At 63.7% G+C, this 24,598-nt stretch carries 22 protein-coding genes; 15 read left to right on the top strand and 7 right to left on the bottom strand.

The window, feature by feature from the left end:
- Window positions 1-30: 30 nt before the first annotated feature.
- Window positions 31-204 carry a hypothetical protein gene (locus IPM84_16200; protein ID MBK9094280.1) on the top strand — a complete coding sequence of 58 codons (174 nt, stop codon included), beginning with the start codon at window positions 31-33 and terminating at the stop codon, window positions 202-204.
- Window positions 205-320: 116 nt separating this feature from the next.
- Here the strand turns inward: IPM84_16200 and IPM84_16195 are convergent, their stop codons facing one another.
- Window positions 321-1,121 carry a VOC family protein gene (locus IPM84_16195; GenBank protein MBK9094279.1) on the bottom strand — a complete coding sequence of 267 codons (801 nt, stop codon included), beginning with the start codon at window positions 1,119-1,121 and terminating at the stop codon, window positions 321-323.
- Window positions 1,122-1,534: 413 nt separating this feature from the next.
- On the opposite strand from IPM84_16195, the gene pulA reads away from it, so the two are divergent.
- Window positions 1,535-5,899, top strand: a complete 4,365-nt coding sequence (gene pulA / locus IPM84_16190; GenBank protein MBK9094278.1) for a pullulanase-type alpha-1,6-glucosidase — start codon at window positions 1,535-1,537, stop codon at window positions 5,897-5,899.
- Window positions 5,900-6,022: 123 nt separating this feature from the next.
- Complete coding sequence (locus IPM84_16185; protein ID MBK9094277.1) at window positions 6,023-7,585, top strand: fused MFS/spermidine synthase; 1,563 nt, start codon at window positions 6,023-6,025, stop codon at window positions 7,583-7,585.
- Window positions 7,586-7,642: 57 nt separating this feature from the next.
- Here the strand turns inward: IPM84_16185 and IPM84_16180 are convergent, their stop codons facing one another.
- Window positions 7,643-8,335, bottom strand: coding sequence for an N-acetylmuramoyl-L-alanine amidase (locus tag IPM84_16180; GenBank protein MBK9094276.1), 693 nt, complete (start codon window positions 8,333-8,335; stop codon window positions 7,643-7,645).
- A gap of 174 nt (window positions 8,336-8,509) precedes the next feature.
- Here IPM84_16180 and IPM84_16175 point away from each other — a divergent pair, with 174 nt between their 5' ends.
- A complete protein-coding gene (locus IPM84_16175; GenBank protein MBK9094275.1) occupies window positions 8,510-9,619 on the top strand; it encodes a helix-turn-helix domain-containing protein in 1,110 nt (369 codons plus the stop codon).
- Complete coding sequence (gene rimO / locus IPM84_16170; GenBank protein ID MBK9094274.1) at window positions 9,616-10,962, top strand: 30S ribosomal protein S12 methylthiotransferase RimO; 1,347 nt, start codon at window positions 9,616-9,618, stop codon at window positions 10,960-10,962. The genes IPM84_16175 and rimO overlap by 4 nt, the downstream gene beginning before the upstream one ends.
- Before the next feature lie 12 nt (window positions 10,963-10,974).
- Here rimO and IPM84_16165 read toward each other — a convergent pair whose 3' ends face one another.
- Together IPM84_16165 and IPM84_16160 are read right to left on the bottom strand one after the other, a co-directional pair.
- Window positions 10,975-11,442 carry a hypothetical protein gene (locus IPM84_16165; GenBank protein ID MBK9094273.1) on the bottom strand — a complete coding sequence of 156 codons (468 nt, stop codon included), beginning with the start codon at window positions 11,440-11,442 and terminating at the stop codon, window positions 10,975-10,977.
- Window position 11,443: 1 nt separating this feature from the next.
- A complete protein-coding gene (locus IPM84_16160; GenBank protein ID MBK9094272.1) occupies window positions 11,444-11,707 on the bottom strand; it encodes a DUF1232 domain-containing protein in 264 nt (87 codons plus the stop codon).
- A gap of 293 nt (window positions 11,708-12,000) precedes the next feature.
- Between IPM84_16160 and IPM84_16155 the strand changes: the two genes are divergently transcribed.
- The 3 genes from IPM84_16155 (at window position 12,001) to IPM84_16145 (ending at window position 14,795) form a co-directional block, all read left to right on the top strand.
- Window positions 12,001-12,936, top strand: coding sequence for a hypothetical protein (locus IPM84_16155; GenBank protein MBK9094271.1), 936 nt, complete (start codon window positions 12,001-12,003; stop codon window positions 12,934-12,936).
- Window positions 12,917-13,600: a hypothetical protein gene (locus tag IPM84_16150; protein MBK9094270.1), complete on the top strand. Its 684-nt coding sequence runs from the start codon at window positions 12,917-12,919 to the stop codon at window positions 13,598-13,600. The genes IPM84_16155 and IPM84_16150 overlap by 20 nt, the downstream gene beginning before the upstream one ends.
- Before the next feature lie 211 nt (window positions 13,601-13,811).
- Entirely contained in the window at window positions 13,812-14,795 is a 984-nt protein-coding gene (locus IPM84_16145; GenBank protein ID MBK9094269.1) for a CPBP family intramembrane metalloprotease, read from the top strand.
- 1,161 nt (window positions 14,796-15,956) lie between these two features.
- Here IPM84_16145 and IPM84_16140 read toward each other — a convergent pair.
- Complete coding sequence (locus tag IPM84_16140) at window positions 15,957-16,523, bottom strand: RHS repeat protein (protein ID MBK9094268.1); 567 nt, start codon at window positions 16,521-16,523, stop codon at window positions 15,957-15,959.
- Complete coding sequence (locus tag IPM84_16135) at window positions 16,445-16,678, bottom strand: SUMF1/EgtB/PvdO family nonheme iron enzyme (protein MBK9094267.1); 234 nt, start codon at window positions 16,676-16,678, stop codon at window positions 16,445-16,447. Before IPM84_16135 ends, IPM84_16140 begins: the two co-directional genes overlap by 79 nt.
- Before the next feature lie 491 nt (window positions 16,679-17,169).
- Here IPM84_16135 and fabF point away from each other — a divergent pair, with 491 nt between their 5' ends.
- The 5 genes from fabF (at window position 17,170) to IPM84_16110 (ending at window position 21,199) form a co-directional block, all read left to right on the top strand.
- Window positions 17,170-18,447, top strand: coding sequence for a beta-ketoacyl-ACP synthase II (gene fabF / locus IPM84_16130; protein ID MBK9094266.1), 1,278 nt, complete (start codon window positions 17,170-17,172; stop codon window positions 18,445-18,447).
- A gap of 30 nt (window positions 18,448-18,477) precedes the next feature.
- Window positions 18,478-19,569, top strand: coding sequence for a ketoacyl-ACP synthase III (locus tag IPM84_16125; protein ID MBK9094265.1), 1,092 nt, complete (start codon window positions 18,478-18,480; stop codon window positions 19,567-19,569).
- Entirely contained in the window at window positions 19,550-19,687 is a 138-nt protein-coding gene (locus IPM84_16120; protein ID MBK9094264.1) for a hypothetical protein, read from the top strand. The genes IPM84_16125 and IPM84_16120 overlap by 20 nt, the downstream gene beginning before the upstream one ends.
- Before the next feature lie 4 nt (window positions 19,688-19,691).
- The gene (locus IPM84_16115; GenBank protein ID MBK9094263.1) at window positions 19,692-20,060 is read left to right on the top strand and encodes a metallopeptidase family protein; all 369 of its coding nucleotides are present in this window, start codon (window positions 19,692-19,694) and stop codon (window positions 20,058-20,060) included.
- Between the two features lie 101 nt (window positions 20,061-20,161).
- Window positions 20,162-21,199: a Uma2 family endonuclease gene (locus IPM84_16110; protein MBK9094262.1), complete on the top strand. Its 1,038-nt coding sequence runs from the start codon at window positions 20,162-20,164 to the stop codon at window positions 21,197-21,199.
- A 107-nt stretch (window positions 21,200-21,306) separates the two neighbouring features.
- Here the strand turns inward: IPM84_16110 and IPM84_16105 are convergent, their stop codons facing one another.
- The gene (locus IPM84_16105) at window positions 21,307-21,528 is read right to left on the bottom strand and encodes a hypothetical protein (protein ID MBK9094261.1); all 222 of its coding nucleotides are present in this window, start codon (window positions 21,526-21,528) and stop codon (window positions 21,307-21,309) included.
- A 358-nt stretch (window positions 21,529-21,886) separates the two neighbouring features.
- Between IPM84_16105 and htpG the strand changes: the two genes are divergently transcribed.
- Together htpG and IPM84_16095 are read left to right on the top strand one after the other, a co-directional pair.
- Window positions 21,887-23,782: a molecular chaperone HtpG gene (gene htpG / locus IPM84_16100; protein MBK9094260.1), complete on the top strand. Its 1,896-nt coding sequence runs from the start codon at window positions 21,887-21,889 to the stop codon at window positions 23,780-23,782.
- 43 nt (window positions 23,783-23,825) lie between these two features.
- Window positions 23,826-24,593, top strand: coding sequence for a sulfite exporter TauE/SafE family protein (locus IPM84_16095; GenBank protein ID MBK9094259.1), 768 nt, complete (start codon window positions 23,826-23,828; stop codon window positions 24,591-24,593).
- Window positions 24,594-24,598 lie beyond the last annotated feature (5 nt).

The raw sequence follows: 24,598 nt of genomic DNA, 5'->3' as shown, positions 1-24,598 counted from the left end.
CGTAGGTGATGAGAAGGAGACACGATCTTCATGCACCTGCAAATTCTGCTCCACACCGGCGAGGCGGGACTCCCCGAACTGCTGAGCATGATCTTCTTGCTGATCGCCGCGCTGTTCGTGCTCGTCGTTGCCCTGCGCAGCCCGCGGCTGCCGCGCTACCAACGTCGCGCCCGCTCGAAGGGCGATCAACATCAGCCCAAATGATCCCACTTCGAGCAAGGAATTCTCACACAAAGACGCCGGGAAGCGAAGAACCAACTGTTTCTCGCGTCCTGGCGTCTCTGCGTCCTTGCGTTCAGAAATTCAGGGTATGACCGTCGTCACGCACCGGGCGGCGGATCCACAAAGGCCGGGTCAATCTGCATGGCGGTAAAAACGGCGCCCTGCGGATCTTGCAGCACCGCAAAGTGCCCCATGTCTCCGGCCGACGTGGACGGCACCAACACACGGCCGCCGAGCGCCTGCGCCGTCGCCGTGATGGCGTCCAGGTCTGTCACCATGAAATAGATCGCCCAGTTCGGCGGCACATCGCCCCAGTTCTCGTCTATTTGCATCATGCCGGCGTGGCTCCGCCCGTTCTGGACGAAAACCGTGTAGCCATTGGCGTCGGTTTCGCCGCTCCAGCCAAACACGTGCTGGTAAAAGGACTGCGCCTGCGCGGCGTTGCGTGTTTGCAGCTCGGTCCACACCAGGGTATTCGGTATATTCACCAGCTGTGCGCCGATGTGCTGGCGCGGCTGCCAGACGCCAAACATCGCGCCAGTTGGATCCTGCGCCATCATCAGGCGGCCTTCGGACATGACATCCATCGGCGGCATCATCACTATGCCGCCGGCCTCGGCGATCCTGGCCGCGACGCCATTCGCGTCATCGCTCTTCACATACGCGCTCCAGAACGACGGCACGCCCTGCGCCTGCAGATCCGGACTCAACGGGCCAAGTCCGGCCACCGTCTTACCCTCTATCATCAGCATCGTGTACACCGGCCCCATGTCGGTCGGCCGGTCCTCAATTTCCCAGCCAAACAACCCCGCATAGAACGCCTTCGCGCCTTCCGGGTCCGTGGACGACAGGTCAACCCAACAGAAAATCCCGTCAGGATACTCCTTCACGACATACATAGGTTTGCTCCTTTGCTCTCACGCGACGTAGATCATACATCAACCAACAGGGTAGACAATTATAGCACAAATAGAACATTTGGTCTAATTCATCCTTTGCGATTTGCGATTGCCGATTTGCGATTGCCGATTTGCTCTCTGATCTCTGCACTTTGCACTTTGTACTTTGCACTTTGTCCTTTTCCACTTTACAGACTGCCCAAATGCGGGTACAATTCCGTTATCGTAATCACACATGACAGCGTCGCCGAGGCGCCTGTCATCACCTGAACCCCAGCGCCGTGCGTGCAATGGCAAACACAAGGAGGTGCATTCGATCTGATTCTTCACCCCATCGCGCTGCTCCCCGCTGTCGAACAAATTCCAACATCAGTTTACCCTTGGTTGTCGCAACTCAGAGGAGATCACTCATTATGCCATCCCATTCTCGTGCCCATACCCTGGGGCGCTTGCTCTTGATGGTCATGCTGGCCGTGCAACTGCTGGCCGGCGCGCTACCGGCCGGCGCCGATCATACCCCCCCACCCACCGTTGTCAATATCCCCGGCTCATTGCAGCAAGAACTGGGCTGTCCGGGCGATTGGCAGCCCGACTGCGCCGCCACCTATTTGGCCTACGACGCGGCCGATGATGTCTGGCAAGGCACCTACACGGTGCCGGCCGGCAGCTATGAGTACAAAGCCGCGCTCAACGACGGTTGGGGCGAGAACTACGGCCTCAACGCCGTCCCCGGCGGCCCCAACATCCCGCTCAACCTGGCCGCTGACACCAGCGTCAAGTTCTACTACGATCACAAGAGCCACTGGATCACCGACAACCAGGGCTGGACCATCGCCACCGTGCCGGGCAATTTCCAGAGCGAACTCGGCTGCCCTGGCGATTGGTCACCGGACTGCCTCCGCAGTTGGCTGCAGGACACCGACGGCGACGGCATCTACACCTTCACCACCACCGCCATCCCCGCCGGCTCGTACGAAGGCAAGGCAGCCCTCGACGAAAGCTGGTCCGTCAACTACGGCGCAGCCTGCCAGCAGGGCGGGGCCAATATCCCGTTCACCGTAGCCAGCGATGGCGCCGAAGTCTACTTCCAGTACAACGCCGCCACCCACTGCCTGGACATCAACACCGTGGGCGCACCGCGCGGCGACCTGTCAACCGCCAAAGCCCTGTGGGTCAGCGGCGACACCATCGCCTGGAATGCATCCGGCGGCAGCGCCAACAGCTATGAGCTGTTTTACGCGGCCAATGGCGGCATGACCCTGGCGCCCACCGGTATCGAGGGCGGCGACGCGATTGCCTTGACCTACGATCCGGCCGGCCTCAGCCCGGAGATTCAGGCCAAATTCCCGCACGTGGCCGGCTATGACGCGCTCAAGATCAGCCCCAGCGACCTGCCGATGGTCAAGGGCCTGCTCACCGGTCAGATCGCCATGCAGGCCAGGAACGCCGACGGCAACCTGGCGGACGCCACCTCCCTGCAAATCCAGGGCGTCCTCGACGACCTCTACACCTACGGTGGCGCGCTCGGCGTCACCTTCGATGGCGGCGCACCCACCCTGGCCGTCTGGGCGCCCACCGCCAAGAACGTGACCCTGCACGTCTATGATGACTCGACCACCACGACCGACGCCACCTTCCCCATGACTCTCGACACGAGCACGGGCGTCTGGGGCATCACCGGCGACGCTGGCTGGATGGGCAAGTTCTACCTGTTCGAGGTTGAAGTCTACGTGCGCGGCACGGGCCAGGTTGAGCACAACATGGTGACCGACCCGTACTCCTTCAGCCTGAGCATGAACAGCATGCGCAGCCAGATCGTTGACTTGAATGATCCCGCGCTCATGCCCGCCGATTGGGACAGCTTCGAGAAGCCTGCGCTCTCCTCGTTCGAGGACATCTCGATCTACGAGCTGCACGTGCGCGATTTCAGCATGAATGACGCCACCGTGCCCGCCGAACATCGCGGCAAATACCTGGCCTTCACCGACAGCGCCAGCAACGGCATGACGCACCTGAGCAGCCTGGCCGCGGCCGGCTTGACGCACCTGCACCTGCTGCCGGTGTTCGACATCGCCAGCGTCAACGAGGATGCCAGCCAACGCCAGGAGCCGGACTGGGCGCAGCTCGCGTCCTACCCGCGCGATTCCGATCAGCAGCAGGCGATCATCGGCCCGCTGCGCGACCTGGATGGCTTCAACTGGGGCTATGATCCGTATCACTACACCACCCCGGAAGGCTCCTACGCCAGCGATCCGGATGGCACGGCCCGCATTCTGGAATTCCGCCAGATGGTGCAGGCGCTGAACGAGGCCGGCCTGCGCGTGGTCATGGATGTGGTCTATAACCACACCAACGCCAGCGGCCAGAACGATCGCTCCGTCCTCGACAAAATCGTGCCTGGCTACTACCATCGCCTGAGCGTGCTGGGCAGCGTCGAAACCAGCACCTGCTGCCAGAACACCGCCAGCGAATTCAACATGATGGAAAAACTCATGGTGGACTCACTGGTGACCTGGGCCACGCAGTACAAGGTGGATGGCTTCCGCTTCGACCTGATGGGCCACCACATGAAGAGCAACATGGAAACGGTGCGCGATACCCTCTGGGCGCTCACCCCTGACCAGAACGGCGTGGATGGCGCCAGCATCTACCTCTACGGTGAAGGCTGGAACTTCGGCGAAGTCGCCAACAACGCCCGCGGCGTCAACGCCACCCAGATCAACATGGCCGGCACCGGCATCGGCAGCTTCAACGATCGCCTGCGCGATGGCGCTCGTGGCGGCGGCCCCTTCAGCCCCCTGCAACAGCAGGGCTTCATCAGCGGCCTCTACTACGATCCCAACGACGCCGACCAGGGCACGACCGACCCGCGCGCCAAGCTGTTGCACTACATGGACTGGGTTCGCATCGGCCTGGCGGGCAACCTGGGCGCGTTTACCTTCATTGACAAGGATGGCAACCTGGTGCGCGGCGACCAGATTGACTACAACGGCTCGCCGGCCGGCTACAACGCCGACCCGCAGGAGAATATTGTCTACGTGTCGGCCCATGACAACGAAACCCTGTTCGATGCCATTCAAGCCAAGGCCGCCATCTCCAACAGCATCGAGTCACGCGTCCGTATGCAGATGATGGGCCTCAGCCTCACCAGCCTGGCGCAGGGCGTCCACTTCTTCCATGCTGGCGATGATCTGCTGCGCTCGAAATCGCTCGACCGCAACAGCTACAACTCCGGCGACTGGTTCAACCGCCTGGACTTCTCCTACCGCGACAACAACTGGGCCGTTGGTTTGCCGCCCGCCGGGGACAATCAGAGCACCTGGGCCATCATCGGGCCGCTCTTCCGCAACCAGGATCTGCGCGCCCATGGCCGTGACATTGTGGCGACCGCGGATCATTTCCAGGAAATGATGACCATCCGCAACAGCTCGGCTTTGTTCGACCTGGCGACCGCGGATGATGTGATGTCACGCGTCACCTTCTTCAACACCGGGCCGGACCAGACGCCCGGCCTGATCGTGATGTTCATCGCCGATCGTGTGGGTGGCGCCAATCTTGATCCGTATCATGACAGCGTCGGCGTCTTCTTCAACGCCAGCGATGAGGCTCAAGCCTACCAGATGCCGACCAGCAGCGAGTATCACCTGCATGAAGTGCAGGCCAACTCGGCCGATCCGATCGTGCGCACGGCGACGTTCGACCGGAGCACAGGCACCTTCTACGTGCCGGCGCGTACCACCGCCGTCTTCACCGCGTACGATCCGCCGGCCATCGAGGCCAGCATCGAGGTGACTCCCACCACCGCGCTGGTCGGCAGCACCGTGGATGTGCAAGTACGCAACCGCAACATCGGCGGCCCCGGCCAGGGCCTGCTCCACCTCGTGCCCCTGAACACGAACCTGGTGCGCTACCAGGACGGCAGCGTCTACGGCGGCGCCATCCCGGTTACACTGCCAATGGGCGAGGCCCTGCGCATCTACCAGACCCGGGGCTTCCAGGCACTGCTGAGCCAGATGCCAGCCACGGGTGATGTGGTAGCCATCGCCTGGCTGGGTAACCAGGACATGGGCCAGGAAGTCCGCTTCGGCTTCAAGGTCACAGTGCAAACCGCGGCCGCCGGCCAGTCTGTTACCTTCGACGATACGGTGATGTACCAGAACCAGGTCCTGGCCACCGCCACCGCCAGCGTCACCGTCCCGCCGCTCAACGCCTATGAAGAGATTCTGCAGGATGGGCTTAACGGCTACGACGGCACCGGGGATGTCTTCCTGGACGCCTGGTCGCCTGACACCAACTACGCGGGCAGCAAGTGGATGATCATCCGCCAGCCCAACACCCGATCGGTGCTGGTGCGCTTCAACTTGGCGCACATCTCCCCCTACGCCCTGGTGGGTCAGGCGCAGATCGGCTACTACGTCACCTACGCGGCCGGCAATCCGGTCACGGTGGACGCCTACCAGGTCTACAGACCGTGGGTTTCACACAAGGCCACCTGGAATCGCGTCAACCGCGATGACCTGTGGCAGACGCCGGGCGCCAACGGCGTGGACGATCGCGCTCAAACCGCCACCGACAGCGTGACGTCCAGCAGCGCCGGGCATTGGATCTGGTTCAACGTCACCGACCTGGCCCAGGGCTGGGTCGCCAGCCCGGAGGCGAACAACGGCGTCCTGCTCAAGGGCGTGGGCACGGCCAATGCCGAACTGATCGTGGCCGGCTCGAAGAGCCTGAACCCCACCTTCCGCCCGCAGATTCGTTTGATCTACCAGGCGCCCTGACACCTGCGAGCACTCTGAGGCTGGGCGAACGCCCCGCGGCAGCATGCACACGATGCGCTGTCGAGGCGTTCGCTCAGTCAGACGATTCTCTGCGCCAATGTCAGCGTTGTCTGAGAACTCACCTTGTCCATTTCATCTGTCCGTTTCCTCAACCTGCTGGTCTTCACGGCCGGCCTGGTAACGCTAGGGGTCGAGCTGGCCGGTTCACGCCTGCTCGACCCCTGGTTTGGTAATTCCCTCATCGTTTGGGCCAACCTGATCGGGCTGATTCTGCTCTATCTGGCGGCCGGCGCCTGGCTGGGCGGCCGCGTGGCGGACCGCTCGCCGCACGCCGAAACCCTCTTCCGCCTGACGGCCTGGGGCGCAGGCGCGGTCGGCCTGATCCCGGTGCTCAGCCGCCCGCTGTTAGCCCTGGCCGCTGATGCCTTCGACGCCTACGACGCTGCCCTGCTCATCGGCTCGTTCCTGGCCGTGCTGGCCCTCTTTGCGATCCCGGTCATCCTGCTGGGCTGCGTCACCCCCTTCGCGCTGCGCCTCGTGCTGACCGATGTGCAGCACAGCGGGCAGACGGCCGGCCGCCTGTCGGCGTTGGCGACGCTGGGCAGCATCAGCGGGACGTTTGGCACGGTGCTCCTGCTCATTCCCAACGTCGGCACGCGCCGCACCTTCTTCCTGCTCAGCCTGCTGCTGCTGGGCCTGGCGCTCGGCGGCCTGTGGCACGCACGACGACGCCCGCCCTGGTCATACATCATCCTCTGGCTGCTGATCCTAACGCTGGCGCTGCAAAACCCGGGCGCCGTCAAGTCACAGACCGATCTTAGCGGCGGGGGAAGCGTAGAATTTGAAACGGAGTCGGCCTACAACTACATCCAGGTGTTGCAGCGACAGGGTGAGGTGCTCCTGAAGCTCAACGAGGGGCAGGGGATTCATTCGGTCTACCGGCCTGGCGGCGGCCTGGCCGATGGTATCTGGGATTACTTCTTGCTGGCCCCGTTTTTCAGCCCGACGCCGCATGACCCGGCTGATGTGCAGCGCATGGCGCTGATTGGCCTGGCCGGCGGCACCATCTCCAGCCTCTACAGTCAGGTCTACGGGCCGCTGCCCATTGATGGCGTGGAGCTTGACCCGGCCGTCATCGCGGTGGGGCGCCGTTGGTTTGGCATGAACCAGCCCAATCTCAACGCGGTGGCCCAGGATGGTCGCTATTTTCTGGCCCACACCGCCGCACGCTACGATGTCATTGCGGTTGATGCCTACCGTCCACCGTACATCCCCTTTCATCTGACCACCGTGGAGTTTTTCAGCAGTGTGCGTGAGCATCTGACCCCCAACGGCGTGGTTGCCATCAACGTGGCGCGCACCGACGACGACTATCGCCTGGTGGACGCGCTGACGGCCACGCTGCACGCGCTTTTTCCCAGCGTCCTCATCATCGAAGAGCCGACCAACGGCGCGACCCTGGGCAACAGCCTGGTCATCGCCAGTCAACAGCCGGTCACGCTGGCCGATTGGGAGACCAACACCGCTCGGCTCACCCATCCCCTTCTCGTGACCGTGGCCCAGCGCGCCCGCGGGCATGTACGCCTCGCGCCGGCCACAGCAGCGGGCAAGCCGTGGCGCGATGACCTGGCGCCGGTCGAACAGACGATGCATGGCCTGATCCTGCGCTTTCTGCTGGCAGAGTAGGCGCGTGAAACCGAAATGGGTCTTGCTTCGTTGTGGTCAGGGATTGTTGCGTCTGAGTCAGCGGTCGGCGTCGAGGAAGCAAAGCACGCTTTCGCTGACGCCCCAAGCCAGGCGCTCCTGCTGCGTGGTCAACAACTGGCGGTCGCCGCCCAGAAAACCAAGCTCCAGGATCACCGCAGGCGTGGCCGCGGCGATGCGATTGAAGGCGTAGTATTGCGTCATGTTGTGGCTGATCGAATTGAGGTGTTGCGGCAGGCCGCTCTTTTGACCGTACTCGCGATAGACACAGCGCAGGAACTTGTCTTCCAGCAGCGGCTGCGCACTCTGTTCCGAGCGGGCCGCCTTGTAACCGCTCAGCGCGACGCACGAATCGGCGTGGATCGAGATGAAGGCGTCGGCCTGATAGCCATCCAGGCGGGCATCCTTTTCGGCCAGAATATCTACGCTGGCGCCGGCCTGGGTCAGGCGCTCGGCCACCAGGCGGGCCACGGCCTGGGTGATCTGGGTCTCCTGCAAGCCATCGTCGCACACCGCGCCCGAATCGTAGTTCATGTGCCCGGCGATGATGCCCACCGTCTTGCCCGCAACCGCGCGCAACGGGCGCTGGCGCGGGACGCGGTTGGGATCATCCCAGGGCCAGGCAAAACCGGCGGCGCTGCTGCGCCAGGAGAGCCAGCCGGCCACCAGCAGGATGACCAACGTGAGCAAGAAGGCGGTGCGCTCAAGGCGCTTGACAGTAGATCGGCGCATAGATGATTCAGGTTTAGCGGGTATGATAATGGCACGGCCCCATTTCGGCAAGCGCAGCGAGCGGTGATTGCAGGCAGGGCATTTGACAAACCCAAAGGGGCCGGGTATAGTCAGCGCGTGCAGCTATACTGCAAGCGATGAACGAGACGCGAGATAGCGGAGGATCAAACAGGCATGGTTGAACTGGGCCAATGGTTGCGTGAAACCCGTGAGACCAAGGGGCTGAGTCTGGCCCAGGTCGAGGGCGCCACACGTATCCGCCAAAAATACCTGGCTGCCCTGGAATCAGGGGAGCCAGAAGAACTGCCCGGCGATGTGCCCACGCGCGGGTTCCTCCGTAACTACGCCACCTTCCTCGGCCTGGATGCCGATGAGGCGGTACGCCGCCTGGGCAAACCCCGAGCCGAAGTCATGCAGATCGCCAAAGTGGCCGAACAGGCCATGGGGCCACGTGCGGTTGACTATCGGCCCATAGAAGTTGAACTACACCATGAATCGCCGTTCACCGCGCGCTGGTTGGCCATTGGCCTCCTGATCGGCATTGCGCTGGTGGCCCTGGTGCTGGGCGTCTGGGCGTGGCGTACCAATCCCCAACTGCTCTCCGGCCTTCTGGCGCCGCTCAGCACGGCGACACCCACGAGTACCGCCACCGCACCGGCCAATACGACCGCCCCAACGGCCACGCCCGACATCTACCGCATCACAGCCACGCCAACGGCAGGCATCTTCCTGCTGCCCACTCCCACCCCCACGGCAACGCCCATCTCCACGGCGGCCCCAACGCCCACCATGACCCCCCCCACGACGGAAATGGAGGTGGTGGTGCGAGCCGTGCAGCGCGCCTGGGTGCGCGTGCTGGCCGATGAACAGGTAGTCCTGGAGAAGGTGCTGGAGGCCGGCAGCGAGCAGCGCTGGCAGATACAATACAGCTTCGTCCTGCGCACAGGCAACGCAGGCGGTGTCGAGGTCACCATCAACGGTGAGGCGCAGGGCGCCCTGGGCAGCCTCGGCGGGATCGAAGAATGTACCTGGACCCTGGCGGATGGATTAGTGTCGCGGCGGTGTGGCAATGATGGCGACAGTACCGTGACCTCCAGCGTGACAGTAACCGCTACATCCATGACGCCTTCGCCGACCAGCGTCACCGGCGCCTCAACGCCGGCTGCCACCGCAACGCCCGGTCGCACGCCCACGCCTGGGCAATCCTCCAGGCTGATGCCGCAGGGGAACCCTGCCCACCCCTGCGCACCCCTGCCCAACGAGATAATGAGTACGCTGTGCTGACCTATTATTTACTGACCCTCGGCTGCCCCAAAAACCAGGTTGACAGCGAAGGCATGGCCATGCTGATGCTCCAGCGCGGCTATGGATCCACGGCGAATCCGGACCAGGCTGATGTGCTCATCGTCAACACGTGCGGTTTTCTGGAGGCGGCCAAAGAAGAATCCATTGCCGTCTTGCGCGACCTGGGCAAGCACAAACGCCACAATCAGGTGTTGATCGCGGCCGGCTGCCTGGCGCAGCGCAATGGCGCCGAGATCGTGCGCCGCGTGCCGCGCGTGGATGGCCTGCTGGGCACCCGGCGCTGGCTGGAAATTGTGCAGATGGTGGAAACGCTGCGCGGCGGACGCAATCGCCGCGGCCAGGGGCGCTACGAGTTGGTAGGTGATCCTGAAATCCCGCAGCCTGACGCCACCCCACGGCCCGGCGTGGTGGCGGGCAGCGCCTACCTGAAGATCTCCGATGGCTGCAACGCCCCGTGCGCCTTCTGTTCCATCCCTTCCTTCAAGGGCGGTCTGCGCAGTCGCCCCTTTGCCGGTATCGTCGCGGAAGCAGAGGCGCTGGCCGCGGCCGGCGCGCGTGAGCTGATCGTGATTGCTCAGGATTCCACCGACTACGGCCGCGACCGCGGGGAAGCCAATTCCCTGCCCGCCCTGCTCAACGCCATCTGCAATCGGGCCGCGGGCCTGCGCTGGCTGCGCCTGATGTACGCCTATCCGGGGCATGTCAGCGATGAGTTAATCGAGATGATGGCGAGCCAACGCACCATCGTGCCCTACCTGGACATGCCGTTACAGCATGGGCACCCGGACACCCTGGCGCGCATGAAGCGGCCCAGCAGCAGTCAGTGGGTGACGAAGACAGTGGGCAAGCTGCGCAGCGCCCTGCCTGACCTGGCCCTGCGTTCGACCTTCATCGTCGGTTTTCCTGGCGAAACCGAGGCCGAGTTCCAGGGCCTGCTCGACTTCGTTCACGAGGTGCAGTTCGACAAGCTGGGGGTCTTTACTTTCAGCCCCGAACCGGGCACCCCGGCCTTCGATATGCCCAACCAGGTGCCGGCCGCACTCAAAGAGGAACGCCGCCAACGCCTGATGGCCGCGCAGCAGCCCATCTCCCTGGCCCGCAACCAAGCCCAGGTGGGACGGGTGCTCGACGTGCTCATCGAAGGCTTCGACAATGGGTATAGCGTGGGTCGCAGCTATCGCGACGCACCTGAGGTGGATGGACTGGTGCTTGTACCAGGCACCCGGCCGCACCCGGTTGGAGAAATGCTGCCGGTGCGAATCAACAGCGCTCTGGAGTATGACCTGGTGGGCGAGGCGCTCGGTGAGTTGGTGCTCCGGTAGTGACGAAACCGCTCAATCGCCCAACAGCCTGGCCAGGAACCCCTTCGATCGGCTATCGGCCACGGATCGCGGCGCGGTCAGCGTGCGCAACTGGGCCTGCAGACGCTGCACCTGCTCCAGCAGCGTGTTGACCGCCGCTTCGGCCGCCTGCATACGCGCCTCGACGCCCTCACGCCGCGCTTCGTCACGCCGTCGCAGTTCTGTCAAGTCACGCTCCAGTGACAACATGCGGTCGCGCAGACGCTGATTCTCCGCCTTCAGGTTGAAGTTGTCTTGCACCACCACGCCGATCAGGTCGCGATTGGCCTGTTGGCCGTTCAAGATCGCGCGCTGGGCGTCGGCCAGGCTGCGCAGGCTGGCAGCCACAACCATGACCGCTGCTTCTGGCCCCGCGGTCATGACGGCAACATCCTCGGCATCAGCCTCAGTCGCGGTCAGCAATTCGGTTGACAGGTCGGCGTCTGCCAGCGATTCACTCATGCTACTTGTCCATCACCCGGTAGGTGCCATCCACCACGCGGCCCTTCGTCTCCGCGCCGCTGCCCGGCGTACTGGCGGCGTCGCCAGGGCCGGCGCTGCTGGCTGGTGGTGTCTGGCCCCGATGGAATGCCACCACCTCCGGCGGCGCCAGCATGACAAACAGGCGCATGGCGATCAACACAATGGCCAGGTCATCCAACTGCCCGAGGACCGGCACCAGATCAGGGATCAGGTCAATGGGGAAGATGGTATAGGCCAGGGCCATCAGCGGCAAGAGTAATTTCGTGGAAGCAGGCACGCGCCGATCCAGGAGCAGCTTCCACACCAGGTTGAGTTGTCTGAGCAGGTCGGCCAGCAGGCCTCTGCGATCGTTGGTCTGATTCATGTGATTCCTCACAACATGATCTATCTGTTATAATACCCCTCTGCGTCGCCTTATTGTAATGCCAAGTGCGGCAAATGCCAAGCGGCCTGGCATACAAAACGCGGCGATCTTCAGCAAAAACGCCGGGCGGGCGATTTTCTGCGGGGTTGACCGATGCGCATGGCGTCCGAATAATGCTTACTCTGACCCAAACCTTAACCGATTACCCGGTGTCGCTCCTGCGTGCCATCGCCGATGCACGCGGGCTTCAATCGTTAGTACACGCCGCCACACCGGCCGCGTTGGCCGTGGAGTTGAGCGCGGCGTTGGCCGATCCTGGCTCGATTGTGGATGCGGTGGAGCGGCTGCCGGAGACGGCGCAGACGCTGCTGGCGGCGCTCGTGCAGGCCGGCGGCGCGATGACTGCGCCGTCGTTTGCCCGCCTGGCCGGCGAGGTGCGTCAGGGCGGACCGGCCTGGCTGGCGCGTGAACAGCCCTGGCTGGCGCCCATCAACGCGGCTGAAGTGCTCTGGTATCAGGGGCTGATCGGCCGTGCGTTTGCCACGGTCGGCGGCGAAACCGGCGACTTCATCTTTGTGCCGGTTGATGTCCTGGCCTGGCTCCCCAGCGCCAGCGTGACGACCGGCGCGTCGCTGCAATTGCCGCTGGCGCCGGCGCCTGGCACGGTGCATCTCAGCAGCTACCGCCTTGCCCTGGATGCCGGTACGCTGCTGGCCTTCGTGCAAAACAATGAGGTGATGCAGGACCCGACCGGGCGCTGGCGCGCCGCTGATCTGGCGGCGCTCAATCAACAACTGCTGGCGCCGCTGCCCGAAGCTTCACTGAAGGGGGCGGCGGGGGCAGCCGGGGCGGCGGGGGCCGGGGCGGCGGGGACAGCCGGGGCGGCGGATGGCGGCGACGGCCGGGGCGGTTGCGGCGATCGCCTGCCCCAGCCTGGGACAAGCCCTGGGCTGGTGGCGGACGCACGGCGGCCGGCTGCGTCTGCTGGCGACGCCGGCGCGCAGTTGGCTGCAAGCGCCGGCGCCGGATCAAGCCCATGCCCTCTGGCAGGCCTGGCTTGCCTCCACCGAGTGGGACGACCTGCGCCGCGTGCCCGACCTGCGCTGTGAGGGCAGCGGCTGGCGCAATGATCCAGTGGCGACGCGACGCCGCCTGCTGGTCCACCTGGCTACCATCCGCCCTGGGGTCTGGCACCGCCGCGAGGATCTGGTAGCCGCCATACGGCGGCATGATCCCGACTTTCAGCGCAGCGATGGCATCTACACCACCTGGTACATCCGGCGCAGTCACGAATCCACCTACCTGCTGGGCTTCGAGCACTGGGATGAGGTCGAAGGGGCGCTGCTGCGCTTCCTGATCGCCGGTCCGCTGCACTGGCTGGGCGCGCTCGACATCGGCGCATCAGGACACGGCGAAACGGCCGGCGAGCACGGCCCACTGGACACCCTGCGCGTGACGAGTCAGGGCGCGGCCTGGCTGGCCGGTCAACCGCAGCGGGTCAATGCACCGCCGCCCGCTCCCATTCGCGTGGAGGCCGATTTCAACGTATATGTGCCCCACAGCGCGGCCGCGTTCGATCGCTTTCGGGTGGCGCGCTGCACGCAGTGGGAGGCCAGCCAGCCCGATTTCCGCTATCGCATCACGCAGACCGCCCTACGCCGCGCCGCGGCCGGCGGCATCACGGCCGGCCGCGTACTGGCCTTCCTGCGCGCGGTCACCCAGGGGCATGTGCCGGCCAACGTGGCGCGGGCACTGGAAAATCTCGAAAGCTAAAATAAAGGTAACTATTCAGGTACCTTGCGCCGACTACAGCCGCCGAATGAATTCGGGCCGCAAGGGCGTTCCGCCGCCAGGTCGGCCTGCGCCGACCAGCATCGCGTCCACGCAGGTGGACGCCCGGCGGTACGCCCATCAGGCGCGATTTCAATCGCTCTTACAACAGCGCGCCGGCTGAGTAGTTACAAGTAAAGGACGGTTCGATCCGATGGTCTTCTTGCAGTTCGTCCCTTTCATCGCGCTGCTGATCGCGGCCAACCTGGCCGAGCACAGCGCCGGCTGGCGCATCCTCACCTACCTGTTGGTGACGCTGCTCAATATCGTCATGATTCTCTTCAGCTTCATCTGCTTACTCATGCCGGCCATGCTGGCAACGCAGGCGGACAATCCGCTCAACGACCTGCCCTTCCAGCCTCACTGGACTGCGCTGGGGCTTTGGCTGTTGGCAACCGGCCTGCTCGCCTTCCTGCCTGTCATTCCTGCGCTGCGCCGCGGCCTGGCCCGCCTCCTGCCGGTCAACCCCGCGTCGGTGGTGCATGCCACCGCGCTGGTGTTCGCTGTGTATCTGCTCGGCTCCATGCCCATTCAGTTAGCCATGCTGGGCGGCAGCTTGGATTCGCTCTCGGATATGGGCAGCCTGCTCGACATCTCCGCGCTGTGGCAGCAGGGCGCGGCTTTCATCATCATGGGGCTGTTCGGCGTGGGCCTCTGGCTGCGCCGCAGCACCGATGAAGTCACCGATCGCCTCGGACTGCACATGCCCAGCGCGCGCCAGTGGGGCCTGGTCGCCGGTCTGGCCGTCCTCTTCGTCTTGCTCGATCAAGGGGTGGCCTGGGCCTGGGCAAACTTCGATCCGGTCAGTTTCGAGCGCATCGGCAAGGTGTCGAACGCGCTCTTTGGCGGCCTGATCACGCCGCTGGGTGCGCTCACCATCGGGCTGTCGGCCGGCCTGGGTGAAGAGTTGATCTTCCGCGGTGCGCTGCAGCCGCGCTTTGGTCTGATCCCCACCTCGTTTCTGTTCGCGGTCATCCATGTGCAGTACGGCCTTAGCCCCGCCGTCGTGCAGGTTTTCGTGCTGGGCCTGGTCCTGGGCATCATCCGTCAGCGCGGCAACCTGACCATGTCCATCGCCCTGCACACGCTCTACAACACCATCCTCGTCGTGTTGGCCTTGATCATCCCCAGCAGTTGACGGCTCATGAACGCAGACCTGCAGGCACAACTCGATCGGATCGCTGACCGGCTGGGAATCAGCCGGGGGATGACCCCAGGCGCAACAGCGCCGCGCCCCCCTGTCCGGCCATTGGCGACCCCGACCGGCCGCAGCATCGAGATCCTGATCCCCGGTCAGGAGATCGAGACGCCGCACGGGCCATGCTTCGTGCGCGAGGTGGTCTATCCTGGCTCAACGCTGCGCAGCCGCTACGCGCTGGCTGCCTGCCTCGGTCAGCCGCTGGACACGCTGGCCGCCCTCTATCCCGAAGCCAACCTGGACAACTTCGACTTCGCCCGCGCCGCGTTCCTGGACACGGAGACTAGCGGGCTGGGCGGCGGCGCCGGCACCTACGCGTTCATGATCGGCGTCGGCGTCTTCGAACCGTCCTCCGGCCCGCCGGTTAGCCAGGAGGAAGCGAGCGCCCCGGCGCCCCCCGCGTTCAAGGTGCGCCAGTTCTTCATGCGCAGCGAGCGCGAAGAACGCGCCGTCTTACACGCTGGCCGGCGTGCTGGATGCAGCCACGAGCCTCGTTTCTTTCAACGGCCGCGCCTTCGATCTACCGCTGCTGACCAATCGCTTCATCATGCACCGTCAGACCCCGCGCCTGACCACCGCGCCGCATCTCGATCTGCTGCACCCGGCGCGACGCGTCTGGCGCCAGCGCCTGCCCTCCTGCGCGCTCAGCAGCCTGGAAACGCAGATCCTGGGGCTGCGCCGCGATCAGGCCGACGTGCCGGGCTGGTTGATCCCCTCCCTCTACTTCCAGTATCTGCAGACGGGCGATGCCCAGGACCTGGTCGGCGTTTTCTATCACAACCTGGAAGACATCCTCTCCATGGTCACGCTGGCCGCCACGTTGACCCGCCTGCTGGCCGATCCGTGGGCCGGCGAGACGATCCACGCGCTCGACATGGCGGCCCTGGGGTACACCTACGACCAGGCCGGGCGGCCCGCGGAGGCCGAGCGCGCCTATCGCGACGCGCTCTCGCATCCGCTGCCGGACGACGTGCGCCTGCAAACCTACAGCCGGTTGGGGCAACTGCTCAAGCGGTTGCAGCGCCTGTCCGAAGCTGCGGAAACCTGGCAGGACTGGATCACGCACGTCACGCGCAGCGCAAACGTCAAGGATCTGGAGCCCTACGTGGAGCTGGCGAAGTACCACGAGTGGCACGCCAACGATTGCACGGCCGCGCTGATGTGGACGCGTTGGGGTGAGCATGAAGTCGAAGCCTGGCCGCGCTCACCCGCGCGGCGGGAAGCGCTGGCCGGCTTGCAGCATCGGCATGAGCGCTTGCAACGCAAGCTGCAGGGCAAAGAAGGAGCGTAGAAGCGAGACTGATAGAAATACAAGGTCGTGCCGCCCACCGTGCGCCCAGCTTTCTCTGCCACGAATTTCACTAATTTGCACGAATCAAGCTTCTGTCTTCGTTTCGATTCGTGCAATTCGTGGCCGAAAATCGGGCCGATGGTCTCCTTGACCCGGTTGCCGTCCGCGTCGTACACATAGCTGGCCGTGACGCCCCCGCCGCTGATGCCGATCAGCCGGTTCTCAGCGTCGTAGGTCAGCGTGACATCTTGACTGCCATCGAGGCGCCGTGTTGTACCACTTCTGCCATCTTTGAGTTTCACTCCAGAAATTGTCTCAAGCAAACTCGGAAACCAAACCATGGACACTTGGCATCTGGTATCTCCGCACCGCGACATGCGCAACGGTGATCAGTGGCCTCCAGACTGGTCGCCCATGAACTACTTCTTATAGAGCGCACGCCAGCATTTCCTTCTCCAACCCAATCGGTCGTTGGAAACGTTGGGTAACTCGATGGTACATCGTAACACCATTCGAATGTGTTACCATGCATATCACACAAAGTTCGTTGTACTGTGTCTTGCCAACGTAATAGACGCCGCCGTTGCTCTGTACCGTGTCGAGTAACCCCTGCGTCGTGTACGCATAGTGTACCTGCTCGCCAATCTGACTCGCACTGCCGCCGGGGTATTTCATCCACAGCGGTCGATCGGCGGAATCGTAACTCTCGTGCCGATAGTTTTGCACACCACAGAGCAAGAATCCTGTACATCCTGTTCATCCTGTCCAAATCGGCCTGCAGGGTGAGCAGTTACAAAATTCGTGACATTTGCAGCAAAATTCCACCAGCGTGCTCAACGCGACTCTCGCCACGAAAGTTCCGTCAATTTTGCGCGACTCACCGGCGCGTCGTTTGCGGCTTGATAGTGTTATAATGAGACGAAGCGTAAAATATCAGTGAGCGCCGCCCAGCGTTGGGCCTGACTGCACCACGCGGTCATTTCCCACGCCGCGGCGTTTCTTATGCACAGCGGGAGGTTGCCAGTGAACAGACGTGTCGTAGTCACCGGGATGGGAACGATTTCACCGGTTGGCTTGAATGTTCCCACGGCCTGGGAAGCCCTCAAGGCGGGCAAGAGCGGCGTGGGACGGATTACCGCGTTCGATCCATCTCCGTTCAAGACGCAAATCGCGGCCGAGGTCAAAGGTTTTGACCCTACCAAGTTCATGGATACAAAAGAGGCGCGGCGCCTCGATACCTACATTCATTATGCCTGGGCGGCGACCGTCGAGGCCCTGGCCGATTCCGGGCTTGACCTGGCGCACGAGGATCGCGAACGTGTCGGCGTCATCGTGGGGTCGGCCGTGGGCGGCATCGGGACACTGCTCAGCCAGTACGATATCCTGCAGCAGCGGGGGCCGCGCCGCATCAGCCCCTTTTTCATTCCCGCCATGCTGGTGGACAGCGCCGGCGGTCAGATCGCCATTCAACTGGGCATCCGCGGGCCGAACATGGCCGTAGTCAGCGCGTGCGCCACCGGCACCAGCGCCGTGGGCGAGGCGGCCGAAGTGGTAGGGCGCGGCGATGCCGAGATCATGATTGCCGGCGGGGCCGAGGCGGCCGTTGTGCCGCTCACCCTGGGCGGCTTCGATGTGATGGGCGCCATGTCCACGCGCAACGACAACCCCGAAGGCGCGTGCCGTCCGTTCGACGCCAACCGCGATGGTTTCCTGATGGGTGAAGGCTCCGCCATCCTGATCGTGGAGGCGCTCGACCATGCCCTGGCCCGCGGCGCCCGCATCTACGGTGAAATCCTGGGCTATGGCGGCAGCGCTGACGCCTATCACATGGCCGCGCCGGCTGAAAATGGCGAAGGCGCGGTCGTTGCCATGAAGCTGGCGATCCGCAAGGCCGGCATCAAGGTTGAGGAGATTGACTACATCAACGCGCATGGCACGGGCACCCGATTGAACGACAAGGGTGAAACCACGGCCATCAAAGCCGTCCTGGGCGATCATGCCTACCGGGTAGCCATCAGCTCGACCAAGTCCATGACCGCACACTTGCTGGGCGGGGCGGGAGCCTTCGAGGTGATGGTCTGCCTCAAGGCGTTGACGGAAGGCATCATCCCGCCAACCATCAACTACGAAACGCCTGACCCTGCGTGTGATTTGGACTACACCCCGAATGTCGCGCGGCGCTTGCCCATCCATGTGGCGCTGTCAAACTCATTTGGCTTTGGCGGACACAATGCAAGTATCGTCGTGCGTCGCTGGTCGCAGCCAGAAAATGCCGCTGTGACAGGGACGACGGTTGCCTGAGAGGCAAGACCACAAGGAGAATGGATCGCCATGGCCCGCTATGCACAAATCGTCGGTTGGGGTTGCTATGTACCTGAGCGTGTGCTCACCAATCGTGACCTGGAAGGCATCATTGACACCTCCGATGATTGGATATTCAGCCGCACGGGCATCCGCGAGCGCCGCATTGCCACCAACCCGCGGGAGACGACGGCCACGATGGCTACCAAGGCCGCGGCCGCGGCCCTGCGCGTGGCCGGTGTGTCAGCCAACGAGGTGGATTTGATTATCTGCTCCACCTCCTCGCCCGAGCATCAATTTCCGGCCACGGCCTGCCTGGTGCAGGATGCCCTGGGCGCGGAGCACGCGGGCGCATTCGATCTGAGCGCGGCCTGCTCCGGTTTTGTCTACGCCCTGACGCTGGCGCGCAGCATGATCGCCACCGGGGCTGCGCAAAACGTGTTGGTGATCGGCTCCGAAACCCTCTCACGCATCGTGGATTGGAGCGATCGCACCACATGCGTGCTGTTCGGCGATGGCGCCGGTGCGGTGCTCCTAAGCGCCAGCGAGGAGCCTGGCGGCATCCTGGCCAGCGTGCTCGGTTCGGACGGCTCCGGCGGGGAGCTGCTCTCACTGCCGGCGGGCGGCAGCCGCATGCCCACCACGCTGGAGACCGTCACCGGCCGTCAGCATTATGTCAAAATGGACGGCGCCGCGGTCTTCCGCTTTGCCACCCGCATCATGGCCACGGCCACGCGCGAGGTGGTGCAGAAGGCCGGCCTGACCCTGGATGATATTGACCTGATCATTCCGCACCAAGCCAACGCGCGCATCATCGAATCGTCGGTGCATCGCCAACTCAAGATTCCGCGCGAGAAGATCTTCATCAACCTTGAACGCTATGGTAACACCTCCACCGCCTCTATTCCGCTGGCGCTGTGCGAGGCCATCGAGTCGGGTCGCATCAAGAAAAATGACCACCTCGTTTTCGTCAGCTTTGGCGCCGGGTTGACCTGGGCCGCGACGGCGATCAAGTGGGGCGCACCGGTGCCTGTTTCCCAGCCCAAGTGGTGGAAGGAGGCGCAGCGGCAGGGCGCGTACGGAGCGGCGCGCGCGTTCCACGGTGCGCCGTCTGCTGCGTAAGTATGACAGCCTGGCGGAAGATATCCGCGTGTCGGAGATCGAGCTGCCGGAACGGTTCCGCGTGCTGGGCCTGGGCAAGCGCGGGGTCAAGAAGCACGAGCAAAACGGTAACGAGTAGGCCCATGCTGAATCCTGAAGAATTCGAAGCGCTGGTGGTGGAAGCGGTCGCGGGCATGCCAGATCAGATCCTGGGCTATCTGCGCAATGTCGCAATCACGGTCGAGGTATGGCCGACGCCGGCGCACCTGGCTCGCAGCCGCGTGGGGCCAGGCTACACGCTGTTTGGTCTGTACGAGGGCATTCCGCTGATCCGCCGCGACTCCGGTTACAACCTGGTGCCGCCTGACCGCATCACCATCTTTCAGGGGCCAATCGAGCAGTTTTTTCGCACGCCCGAAGCGATCCGCGAACAGGTGCGCAAGACCGTCCTGCATGAAATTGCCCATCACTTCGGCTTCGACGAGCGGGAGATTCGCGATCTCGGCTATTGACACCGGGCGATGGCCGTGGTAAACTTTTCTCGCTTGCAGATGCCCTCGCTAGAATTACGTCTTATCCGTTATCATATCGTGATGGAGTTCATATGACCACGATGACCAAGCCGCGCGATCCTCCCCCACGGCCTGCTCCGCGCAGGGCGCCGACGGCAGCGCCGGCTGCGCCTGACGACAGCCGCTTCATCGTCCACCCGCTCCCCAGCGCCTACCCGAAGCATGGGCCGCCCACGCCAGAGGACCTGGCCGAACTTGCGGCCTGGGAACGCGAGGGTGGCATCGGGGTACTCCCGCGCCTGTTATGGCCCAAGATTGACCATATCATCACCGAGGACGACGAACCCGTGGACAACATCTTCTCCGAAAAGCAGCAGCGACTGTTGACCGAATCGCTCTACACCTCGTGGGCCGGGCCGGGGGAGGGTCGTCCTTTCCTGGCGGCGGCCAATGTGGGGCTTTTTATTACCGTAGAGTTCTCTCCGCTGGTGCCCGATGTCATGCTGGCCGTGGATGTACGCACCCATGCTTTCGATCTGTGGGCCAAGGAGCACCGCTCCTTTTTCATGTGGCACCATGGAAAAGCGCCTGAGATTGTGATCGAGGTGGTTTCGAATCGAGAAGGCGCTGAAAACACGCGCAAGCGCGTCCGCTACGCGGAGTTGGGCGTTTCCTACTACGTCATTTTCGACCCGCTCGATCAATTGGGCGAGGGTATTTTGCACGTTTTTCAACTACAGGGCCGCACGTACGTGGAACTTCCTTCACGCTGGTTTGCCGAGGCGCAGATCGGCCTGACGCTGTGGCAGGGCGACTACGAAGGGGTCACCGCCACCTGGCTGCGGTGGCGTGACGCACAAGGCAACTTGATTCCCACCGGCGCCGAACGCGCCAGAGCCGAACATCAGCGAGCCGAAGCCGAACGCCAGCGGGCTGAGGCTGAACGCCAACGGGCCGAGACCGCACGTCAGCGGGCCGAGGCTGAACGCCAGCGGGCCGAGGCTGAACGCCAGCGGGCCGAGGCTGAACGCCAGCGAGCTGAGACGGCTGAGCAGCAGGCCGCGTTGGCGCGCGACCACAGCGAGCGGCTGCTGGCTCAACTGCGGGCGCTTGGCATCGAGCCAACGAACGGCGATTAGGTGTGCGGGGTCGTATCTCAACGCAGGGACGCCAGGGCGCAGGGGCGCAAAGAACCCCGTTGCGTCCTGGCGTCTCTGCGTCCTTGCGTTGAGAACTTCAACGCACCTCAATCGTCGCTCTTACTGCCAATGAGGGTGATGTTGCAGCCAATCTGGTAGCTCGCCTCCGGATTGTCTGGATTCACGATCTTGCCACTGGCGTAAAAGCCCACGCTGCCCGTCTTGAACTCCTTGGCAGCCCCCACCAGCTCGCCCCATTTTTCGCCGTTTGGCCCAGTGATCGTCAACATGATGACTTTGGGCGCCTTGTCGTCGCGTTTACTTGCCATGTGATTCCTCCCTTTCGGTCACGATGAATGAAATGCCTGGCTCCTGACTTTTCTGCGCGGGTCGCACAGCCAGACCAGGATCGTATGATACCACCAGGGGCGCATGGCACGCAAGGCCGGTCATTCCAAATCAGCAAATCCAAATGGTCCCGGAATCGAGGCTTTAGCCGGTGCAGTTTGCGGCTTTGCTGGCTAAGAAACCGGCTGAAGCCTCCAATCCAGGTCCGATCAACGCCTACATTTGGAATTCCTGGCTGCATGTGGTCGCTGTTTGTCTTTCGTCCAGATTTGACTAAAATAGCACGCCGGACGCCGCTCGATCGGCGCCCTGATTTTTCATGACGCGGAGAAGATAACCATGCCCGATCAGACCCAGCAATCCTATGAGTTTCGTGCGGAGATTCAGCAACTGCTGCATATCCTGGTTCATTCGCTCTACACCGAGCGGGAGATTTTCCTGCGTGAGTTGATCTCCAACGCGTCGGATGCCCTGAGCCGCGTGCAGTTCGAGATGCTCACCAATCAGAGCGTGCTTGACTTAGACGCGGCGTTGGCCGTACATATCACCTTCGATGCCGATGCCAAGACCCTGACGGTCAGCGACAGCGGCATCGGCATGACGCAGGCCGAGATGATCGAGAACCTGGGCACCATTGCCCATTCGGGCGCGGCCGCGTTTCTCAAGCAAGTGGCGCAAGAAAAGCGGCCGCTGACCGACATGATTGGCCGTTTTGGCGTTGGCTTCTACGCGGCGTTCATGGTGGCCGATCGCATCCAGGTTGTCTCGCGCTCCTACCGGCCTGACGCCGAGGCCGCCCAATGGAGCAGCACCGGCGACAATCAGTACAGCGTTGGCCCCGCCGAGCGGCCGGCGCGCGGCACCGATGTCATCCTGCACCTCAAGGAAGACGCCGCCGAATTCGTGACCGCCTGGCGCCTGGAACAGATCATCAAGAAGCACTCTGATTTCGTGGCGTTTCCCATCTATGTGCAGGACAAGGTGGCCAATCAGCGCACGGCTCTCTGGCGCCGCGCCCCGCGTGAGGTGACCGACGAGGAGTACGACACCTTCTACGAGCAGTTGACCCTCGACTTCGAGAAGCCGCTGCGGCACCTGCACTATGTGGCCGATGCGCCGGTGGATATTCACGCGGTGCTTTTCGTCCCGCGTACGCGTGAGAAGGGGATGATGAGCCTGCGCAAGGACTTTGGCCTGAAGCTCTATTCCAGCCATGTCCTGATCCAGGAGTACAACAAGGACCTGCTGCCCAACCATTTCCGCTTCATCGAAGGGGTGCTCGATTCCGAAGACATCCCGCTCAACGTGTCACGCGAGACGGTGCAGGCTAACCGCCTGCTGGTGCAGATTCAGAAGGCGCTGACCGGCCGCCTGGTCAAAGAACTGGGCGCCCTGGCGAGCGAGAAACCGGACGATTACCGCGCCTTCTGGCAGGAATTCGGCGGTTTCATCAAAGAGGGTGTCGCCACCGACATGGCCGGCATGGAGAGCCTGCTGCCCCTGCTGCGCTTTCGTTCCACGCAAGCGCCGGCCGGGGACGAATGGGTGTCGCTGGCCGGCTACGTCCAGCGCATGCAACCCGAGCAGAAGGAAATTTACTACATCCTGGGCGAGGACCTGACCTCGGTGCAGCGCAGCCCGCACCTCGATCCGCTCAAACAGCGCCATATCGAAGTGCTGACGCTGGTGGAGACGGTTGACAGCTTCATGATGGTGGCCCTGCGCGAGTTCGACGGCAAGCCGCTCAGGAACGTGGATAACGCCGATCTCGATCTGCCGCCGCTGCCGGAGCAGACAGATGAGCCGGCCGACGATGCCATGCCCGATGCCGACTTCGACCGGCTGCTGGCCCGCTTTACGGAGATTCTGGGCGATCGCGTGCAGGGCGTGCGGGCGTCGAAGGCGCTGAGCAGCAGCCCCTGCCGCCTGGTGTCGCCCGAAGGCGCCATGAACCAGGAGATGCAGCGCGTCTACAAGCTGCTCGATCAGCCGTTTACCGCGCCCAAGAAGGTGCTGGAGCTGAACCGCAGCCATGCCCTGGTGCAAGACCTGGCCTTCCTGGTGACGGCCGACCGCCAGGCTGACCTGATGCGCCTGGAGATCGAGCAGTTGTACGAGAGCGCCCTGCTGCAAGAGGGCATCCATCCGAACCCGGCGGCGTTGGTCGCGGGGATTCAGGAACTGCTGGGCCATGCTGCGCACGCCGCGCGGCAGGTCGAAGGCGGGGCAGGCTGATGCCTGGCCGCGATCTGCGCAGCAAAGGAAACGGGCAGCCCGCATGGATGCTTTCAGCCTGAGCCATTGGATCATCCTGTTCCTGGCCGCGGCCGGGGCCGGCGCGGTCAATGCCATTGCCGGCGGGGGGACGCTGATTTCGTTCCCCACATTGACCGCGCTCGGCCTGCCGGCCGTAACGGCCAATGTCACCAACACCGTGGCCCTGACGCCCGGCTATCTGGGCGCAACGCTGGCGCAGGCGCGTGATCTGGCCGGGCAAGCGCGGCGCGTCTGGCTGCTCGTGCCGGTTGGCGCGCTGGGCGGGCTGCTCGGCGGCCTCCTGCTGCTGTGGACCAGCGAACGGCTCTTTCGCAACCTGGCGCCCTATCTGATCCTGCTGGCTTCGGGGCTGCTGGCCGCGCAACCCCGTGTGCGCGCCTGGGTGGCAGGCCGCCGGCGAGATGCCGCGGCGCCGCGCCATCCCGCCTGGGTGGCCGCGCCGATCTTCACCGCGGCCATCTATGGCGGCTATTTCGGCGCCGGGCTGAGCGTGATCATCCTGGCCGTGCTGGGCGTCACCCTGGACGATGATCTGACGCGGCTCAACGCGCTCAAGCAGGCCATTGCCTTTGCCGTCAATGTGGCCGCGGCCCTCTTTTTCGTCTTCTCCGGCCGCGTAGTCTGGCCGGTTGCGCTGGTCATGGCCGCCGGCGCCATCGCCGGCGGGGTCATCGGCGGCCGCGTGGCTGGACAGATCGCGCCGGCTCTCCTGCGCCGGCTGGTAGTGACAATCGGCCTCAGCGTGGGGCTGTATTACCTGGTGGTGTGAATGGA

The organism is Candidatus Amarolinea dominans, assembly GCA_016719785.1.
Classification (GTDB): domain Bacteria; phylum Chloroflexota; class Anaerolineae; order SSC4; family Amarolineaceae; genus Amarolinea; species Amarolinea dominans.
This window is presented reverse-complemented; position numbering and strand designations above follow the sequence as displayed.

What these genes read in the sequence shown, in the direction of transcription:
- IPM84_16105 (MBK9094261.1), bottom strand. Translation starts at nt 21,528, where the DNA reads ATGGCAAGTAAACGCGACGACAAGGCGCCCAAAGTCATCATGTTGACG.
- IPM84_16095 (MBK9094259.1), top strand. Translation starts at nt 23,826, where the DNA reads ATGGATGCTTTCAGCCTGAGCCATTGGATCATCCTGTTCCTGGCCGCG.
- pulA (MBK9094278.1), top strand. Translation starts at nt 1,535, where the DNA reads ATGCCATCCCATTCTCGTGCCCATACCCTGGGGCGCTTGCTCTTGATG.
- IPM84_16200 (MBK9094280.1), top strand. Translation starts at nt 31, where the DNA reads ATGCACCTGCAAATTCTGCTCCACACCGGCGAGGCGGGACTCCCCGAA.
- IPM84_16140 (MBK9094268.1), bottom strand. Translation starts at nt 16,523, where the DNA reads ATGTCGCGGTGCGGAGATACCAGATGCCAAGTGTCCATGGTTTGGTTT.
- IPM84_16160 (MBK9094272.1), bottom strand. Translation starts at nt 11,707, where the DNA reads ATGGCCCTGGCCTATACCATCTTCCCCATTGACCTGATCCCTGATCTG.
- htpG (MBK9094260.1), top strand. Translation starts at nt 21,887, where the DNA reads ATGCCCGATCAGACCCAGCAATCCTATGAGTTTCGTGCGGAGATTCAG.
- IPM84_16145 (MBK9094269.1), top strand. Translation starts at nt 13,812, where the DNA reads ATGGTCTTCTTGCAGTTCGTCCCTTTCATCGCGCTGCTGATCGCGGCC.
- IPM84_16195 (MBK9094279.1), bottom strand. Translation starts at nt 1,121, where the DNA reads ATGTATGTCGTGAAGGAGTATCCTGACGGGATTTTCTGTTGGGTTGAC.
- IPM84_16180 (MBK9094276.1), bottom strand. Translation starts at nt 8,335, where the DNA reads ATGCGCCGATCTACTGTCAAGCGCCTTGAGCGCACCGCCTTCTTGCTC.
- IPM84_16110 (MBK9094262.1), top strand. Translation starts at nt 20,162, where the DNA reads ATGACCAAGCCGCGCGATCCTCCCCCACGGCCTGCTCCGCGCAGGGCG.
- IPM84_16155 (MBK9094271.1), top strand. Translation starts at nt 12,001, where the DNA reads ATGCTTACTCTGACCCAAACCTTAACCGATTACCCGGTGTCGCTCCTG.
- IPM84_16175 (MBK9094275.1), top strand. Translation starts at nt 8,510, where the DNA reads ATGGTTGAACTGGGCCAATGGTTGCGTGAAACCCGTGAGACCAAGGGG.
- IPM84_16135 (MBK9094267.1), bottom strand. Translation starts at nt 16,678, where the DNA reads ATGCATGGTAACACATTCGAATGGTGTTACGATGTACCATCGAGTTAC.
- IPM84_16115 (MBK9094263.1), top strand. Translation starts at nt 19,692, where the DNA reads ATGCTGAATCCTGAAGAATTCGAAGCGCTGGTGGTGGAAGCGGTCGCG.
- IPM84_16165 (MBK9094273.1), bottom strand. Translation starts at nt 11,442, where the DNA reads ATGAGTGAATCGCTGGCAGACGCCGACCTGTCAACCGAATTGCTGACC.
- IPM84_16125 (MBK9094265.1), top strand. Translation starts at nt 18,478, where the DNA reads ATGGCCCGCTATGCACAAATCGTCGGTTGGGGTTGCTATGTACCTGAG.